General features: G+C 57.7%; 5 protein-coding genes. 2 read left to right on the forward strand and 3 right to left on the reverse strand.

Features of this window, described 5'->3' with window-relative positions; translation table 11 throughout:
• A partial coding sequence (locus H6G62_RS25845; RefSeq protein ID WP_190500550.1) for an AAA family ATPase occupies positions 1-1463 on the forward strand: 1463 nt, incomplete at its 5' end.
• On the opposite strand, the gene H6G62_RS25850 is transcribed toward H6G62_RS25845, so the two are convergent.
• From H6G62_RS25850 to H6G62_RS25860, 3 genes are all read right to left on the reverse strand, one after another.
• Positions 1460-2395, reverse strand: coding sequence for a tRNA-guanine transglycosylase (locus tag H6G62_RS25850; protein WP_190500551.1), 936 nt, complete (start codon positions 2393-2395; stop codon positions 1460-1462). The two genes, H6G62_RS25845 and H6G62_RS25850, sit on opposite strands and share 4 nt — an antisense overlap.
• A 73-nt stretch (positions 2396-2468) precedes the next feature.
• A complete protein-coding gene (locus H6G62_RS25855) occupies positions 2469-2891 on the reverse strand; it encodes a CAAD domain-containing protein (RefSeq protein WP_190500553.1) in 423 nt (140 codons plus the stop codon).
• A 170-nt stretch (positions 2892-3061) separates the two neighbouring features.
• The gene (locus H6G62_RS25860; RefSeq protein ID WP_190500555.1) at positions 3062-4933 is read right to left on the reverse strand and encodes a DNA polymerase; all 1872 of its coding nucleotides are present in this window, start codon (positions 4931-4933) and stop codon (positions 3062-3064) included.
• A 122-nt stretch (positions 4934-5055) separates the two neighbouring features.
• Between H6G62_RS25860 and H6G62_RS25865 the strand changes: the two genes are divergently transcribed.
• Positions 5056-5408 (forward strand): hypothetical protein (locus H6G62_RS25865; protein WP_199325253.1); only part of this gene is annotated, 353 nt, incomplete at its 3' end.

Consider the following 5408-nt stretch of genomic DNA (forward strand, 5'->3'; position numbering starts at 1 on the left):
GCGAGATTCCGGTCTATTTGGTGAACCCAGGCTATGCCCAGATTCAGCAGGTTACTGATGCGATGCCGTTTGGATGTAAGACGGCTCCTGCCCCGTTGGGTGAGTCTCCTATCGACTCGGCTCAGTTTCTAGCTTGGTTGGTCTCTAATCCATCCGCAGTCCAAGGCATTTTTGTGATCGAAGGTCTGGACATAGCCGAGCATCGCTACCAGGTTCAGAACGTGTTTGAGCAACTGCGGCTATCGGGCCAAGCCTGCTACTTGCTGTTCGTGGGAGAACAAACCACGGTGCCCCTGGGCCTGCACGGGATGGTGGATCAGTTTGAATTTGGCTACCCGACGTCGGGCCAGGTCAGGGAGGCGATAGGTGATCTGGCCCATCGGGAGGACGTTGACCCTGCTTTTTTTGATGACCTAGACGCCATCGTGCGGGCCGCTCAGGGGCTCAGCCTGGGTGAACTCTATGGCATTGTGCCCCGTGAAGCGGCGTTGAGTTCATCGGGTACCGACCTGGCCCAACGCCTCTTGACCTACAAGGTGGCGAAACTGCGGGGTCGAGGGCTGGAGTTTATTGGTGAACCCGACGTTCCCGAAGCGGCAGGGTTGGACTTGCTCAATGCCCGGTTAGAGCGAATTACGGCGTTGCTTGACCCCGCAGCGGCCCAGCATAACCTCAAATTCCCCAACGGAATGTTGTTGTGGGGTCTACCGGGAACGGGCAAATCCTTGAGTGCAAAGCTGGCCGCCAAGAAACTGGGGGTGCCGTTGTTGAGTGCCGATTGGAACGGGCTGCGGGGGGCGACGCCGACGGAGAGTCTGGGCAACCTTCGGTTCCTGCTCGATACTGCCGAGGCCATGGCCCCCTGTGTGCTGTACTTCGATGACTTTGACAAAGGCTTTGCGGGCTGGGACACCGACATTACCTCCAAGCAGTCGGCTCAGAAGCTATTGACCTGGATGCAGGAACACACGGCTCCGGTGCTGACCCTGGCCACCGTGAACCGCCTGGGGCTATTGCCCGTTGAGCTACAGCGTCGATTGCCGGAAGTCTTTTTCTTTGATTTGCCCCACGACGGTGCCCGCTACGATATCTTCTACCTGCACCTGGCGAAGTACTTTCCCGCGTTCCGTCATGGAGCCTCTGACCCGTCCCCCTTTACCGATGAGCAGTGGCGAGAACTGCTGACGGCCTATCGCCTCTGTATCCCGGATGAGATTGGCCATGCGGTCAGGCGAGTGGCTGAGGACTGCTTTTACCAACACTATCTAGATGGGCGAAGTGAGCAGCCCCTGGCGCTAAGGTTTGAGCAACTCCTAGCTCAGCGGGAGGCGTTTACTCCGGCCCTGGTGCGAGAGGAAGGAGCGATGCTAGAAATCCGGAACAAGGCGACCTACGCCAAGCCCGTCAGCAGCCCTGACCAGTCTCGGTTTGCTCGGCCCCGCCAGACGTTGTTTGGTGATTAGTCTGAATTGAGAGGCGTTTTCTGGCTCAGTTGCAGCGTGGTAAAGATGGGCATGGCGGTGGAAAGGGGCAGCGTTTTCCCCGTCGCCAGGGCCAGGTTGCACAGCGCCAAGTGCAGCCGATCCGTGGGCGATGGATCCTCAAGAATGAAGTTTGGATTGCCCCAGAGCTTGCCGTTAGCGGCGTACTGAACGTAGGAACTGCTGTCTACGGAGTCGGCTCCGGCTTCGTAGAGCGACGGCAGCCATTTCGGATTGCCTAATCCCAAAACGTGCAAGGGGAGATCGCCAATGATGTCTCGCACGGCCCGAACGATGGCGAGCACCTGGTCAGGATGCTTGGTTCTAGGGACTAACCCACCGATGGCGACCCCATCAAAGCCTTTGCCTTGATAGGCTTGGGCACAGGCTTGGGCCGAGGCGACATCCCAGGCTTGAACACAGGCGTAGAGTCTCAGGTCTGGGCGGCGGCGGTTGTCCAATGCCCAAAGGGCGTTGGTGATCGTAAGCTGTTGTCGTCGGTGGTTCTCTGAGTCGTCGAGGCCAGGGGGAATGGGAAAGTCGAGGGTGAGTGCGACATCGGCGTGGTCTTCCTGGAAGGTCAGAACGTCTTTTGGATGGAGCAGGTCAACCTGGTCTCCGTTGGGAACTTCCAGGACACCGACACCCCTACGGTCAAGAATTTGGGTTCCTTCAAACAGGGCGGCGAACCCTCCAGAGTCGATCCACAGGGGGATGCTAGGTCGCTGCTCTAGCTTCATTTGCTGGGCGTAGTAGTGACTCACCATGACCGCAGGGGCCAGTCTGGGCAGGTAGGGGCGAATCAGGTCATCGAGGGGATATTTCTTACCAAAGGTTGTGACGGGTAAGTAGGCCGGGAATGGGATGGTTCCTCTCCTCGTCACCAGGGATCTGGTTGGGTGGGATGGGGTCATGGTGGTGGCCTGTTGAAAAAAAGGAGCTACCGAAGCAGCTCCTGATCTGATGTGTTGAAGGGTGAATGACGCGCTAACGCCCCAAGAACTGAGTCTTCCAGCCATTGAGGGTCTGGCTCAGCTCTTGACGGCTATTGGCGGTGAGCAGGTGTTGGATGGCAAACCAACCGAGGTAGCCCAGCCCAACCAGTTCCAGCAAGGGCTGCATCAAGGGAATACCGTTGATGGCGTCCAGGACGGCGAGGGCCAGCCGCATCACGACTAGGGCTGCGACTAGGGCCGCCATAAGTTTGAGCTGCGAGCGGTATTGACCTGCCAAGTTGCTGACTTGGTTAGGGAGTTCTGTCAGCCGTTCAAAGGTTTGGTTCCAGTCTGCGGACGGGTTGGGCGAATCCGCAGCGGTTGCCTCAGTGGGGGCTTGGATGTCCGGCGTCACGGCTTGGGTGAGGTGAGTTTCAGCGGGGCGAGTGGGGCGTTGTTTTTGTGCGGTGGTCATAGAGCCTCCTGGGGTAATTGTTGTTCAGCTTAGGTGGCCAGTTACGCGATGACCTCTGACCTAAGTGGGAGATGGGGCCAGTCTGGAAATCGTCGAGAGCGTTACATATTGGCCTGTTGCACCGTCTTAACCCCATCTCCTTTTTTGGGGCGATAGCCCTTAATCTCCCTTCAATCCCCGGCCCAACTGTGTCCAATCTGGGTGTCCACCTCGATGGGGATGGGTGCAATCAGGGGTTGGGCGGCAGCTATCATGACCTCGGCCAAGGTCTGAGCAATTTCAGGAGCTAGGTCTTGCCTGACCTCCAGCACAATCTCGTCATGGACGACAATCAGCAGGTGAACATCGGCATTGAGATGGGGCAATAAAGCGACCAAGGCCCGCTTGATCATGTCGGCACAGGTGCCTTGCACCGGGGCATTGATCCACTCTGCGAAGTCCGGCTTATCGGCCCACTGCCGCACCCGACCCAGCAAGGTTGTGGCATGACGGATGCCGTCATTACGATAGAGCCGCCGTTTACCCTTTCGGTGCCACTGGGCGACCCCTGTAAAGAGTTGAAAGTAGCGCTGGTGAAGGGCTAGGGCATCCTTATGGCTAAGAATTAGGCCATATTGCAGTTGGGCTTCAAGCTGAAGGCGGGCGGCGCTCATGCCATAGATGAGGCCAAAGTTGATGGCCTTGCCGAGGCGTCGTTGTTCGCGAGTCACTTGGGCTTGGGCCATGTCCAGCAACAGGGCCGCAGTCATGCGGTGAACGTCTTGGCCCGTGCGGTAGGCCTTGACCAGCAGGGGGTCTTGGGTAATCTTGGCGGCAATCCTCAACTCGATTTGAGAATAGTCAGCCCTAATCAGCCGATGTCCGGGCCGCACGACAAAGCAGCGACGGATGGCATTGTCGTGGGGCACGGTCTGGAGGGCTGGGTTACGACAGCTAAAGCGTCCGCTCCTGGCCGAGACCTGCCTGACCTGGGGGTGCAGCCGTTGCGTGAGCGGATGGTGATGCCTGGGCAAACTGTTTAGGGTATCGAGGACTTTAGCCTGGTGTCGCCATTCAAGCAGGTGGGGCAGGGCCGGATGACGATCCACAACCCGAATGATGGTGCGCTGGTCGGTGGCCTTTAGGGTCAGCCCTTGTTCCGCTAAGGCTTTTCGCACCTGCTGACTTGAGGCTAGGTTGATGCCAAAGGTCTGCGGTTCGGTGGGCAACAGGCTGATTTGGGTCTTAGTCTCCAGGCCCAGGGCTTGATGGAATTGGGCCAGGGCCATTTGCTTCTGGTGCCTAAACGCCGTCACGGCCTGCTCAAAGCGGTCTGGGTCAAGGGCCATGCCGTTCAATTCCATCCAAGCGGTAGCCGGAACGCAGGCCGACTCTAGGTTGGCGATATGCAGGAATCGAGCGTGATAATGCCGGGACGCCTGCTTGAGTCGTTGGGCTAGGGGTCTACGCAGGGCAAGGCTATAGGCGGCATCCCAGGCAGCGTACTGAAGTTGCTGGTGGCTCAGTTCGGGCCTTGAAAAGTCGCTGACTTGTTCAGCCTTATCGAGGTCAACACCCAGCAGGTCTTTGACGATGGCGCTGAGGCCCGACTTCACCTTCAGGCCCGCATGGAGCACCTTGTGGGCTAGGTAAGCATCAAAGAAGGGGCCGTGTAAGGGGATGCTGCTGGTGGCCAGCATTTGCCAATCAAACTTGAGGGTATGGCCCACCTTCAGGGCTGGGCCTGCAAGCAGGGTTTTGAGGGCACTGACATCATCAATGGCCCAAAGGTCGATGACGAGGGTGGGCCTAGCGGCAGCGGCGATCTGCACTAGACGAGTCCGGTCTGAATGGGGATCCAGGCCCGTGGTTTCGGTATCGATACCCAAGGCTTTGCAGGTTAAGCGTCGGGCCACTTCCGTTTCGAGGTGACGGGTCGTGGTGATGTAGTGCCAGTCTAGGTTGAGCTTGGGTGGGGTGCTTGGCTTGGCGTCGTGGGCAGCGGTTTCGTCGTAGCTATAGAAATCGGCATTGGCCATGGGAGAACGGAAAAACAACCGCATCCTAGGGCGATAGCCGATGCGTTCAAGCTTCTACTGATGGCATAGGCCAACCTCTCCTATTCGATAGAGGGCAGTTTGGATATGGGCTAGATAGCGTCAAAGAGACGATACGGTTAACAGCTATGCCTCGCACTGCTAAACCCCACTTCATCATTGCGGTTGACTTTGGCGGCTCAAGCACCAAGATTTTTTATCAGCATCGTTCGAGCCAGCCTCAACTGTTCACGATGCCGCCGGAAGCGATCATTGTGAACAGGGGCACGTTAGATCAACATGCGAACACTTTGACAGGCCGAATCGCTCAATCCTGTGGCCTCAGCTCGTTTTGTTGGACTCAGCTTTTGGATGACAAAGGCCAACCGGACGAAAGCAAGATTGGGGCGGTGGGTCACCTCGGTGCTGATATTGCGCTGTACAACACGCTCAACGTGACGAAGAACGAAAAGGCCTTCTACAAGTTGCTAGGGGCGGTTTG

The organism is Phormidium sp. FACHB-1136 (assembly GCF_014697375.1).
GTDB lineage: Bacteria > Cyanobacteriota > Cyanobacteriia > Phormidesmidales > Phormidesmidaceae > Nodosilinea.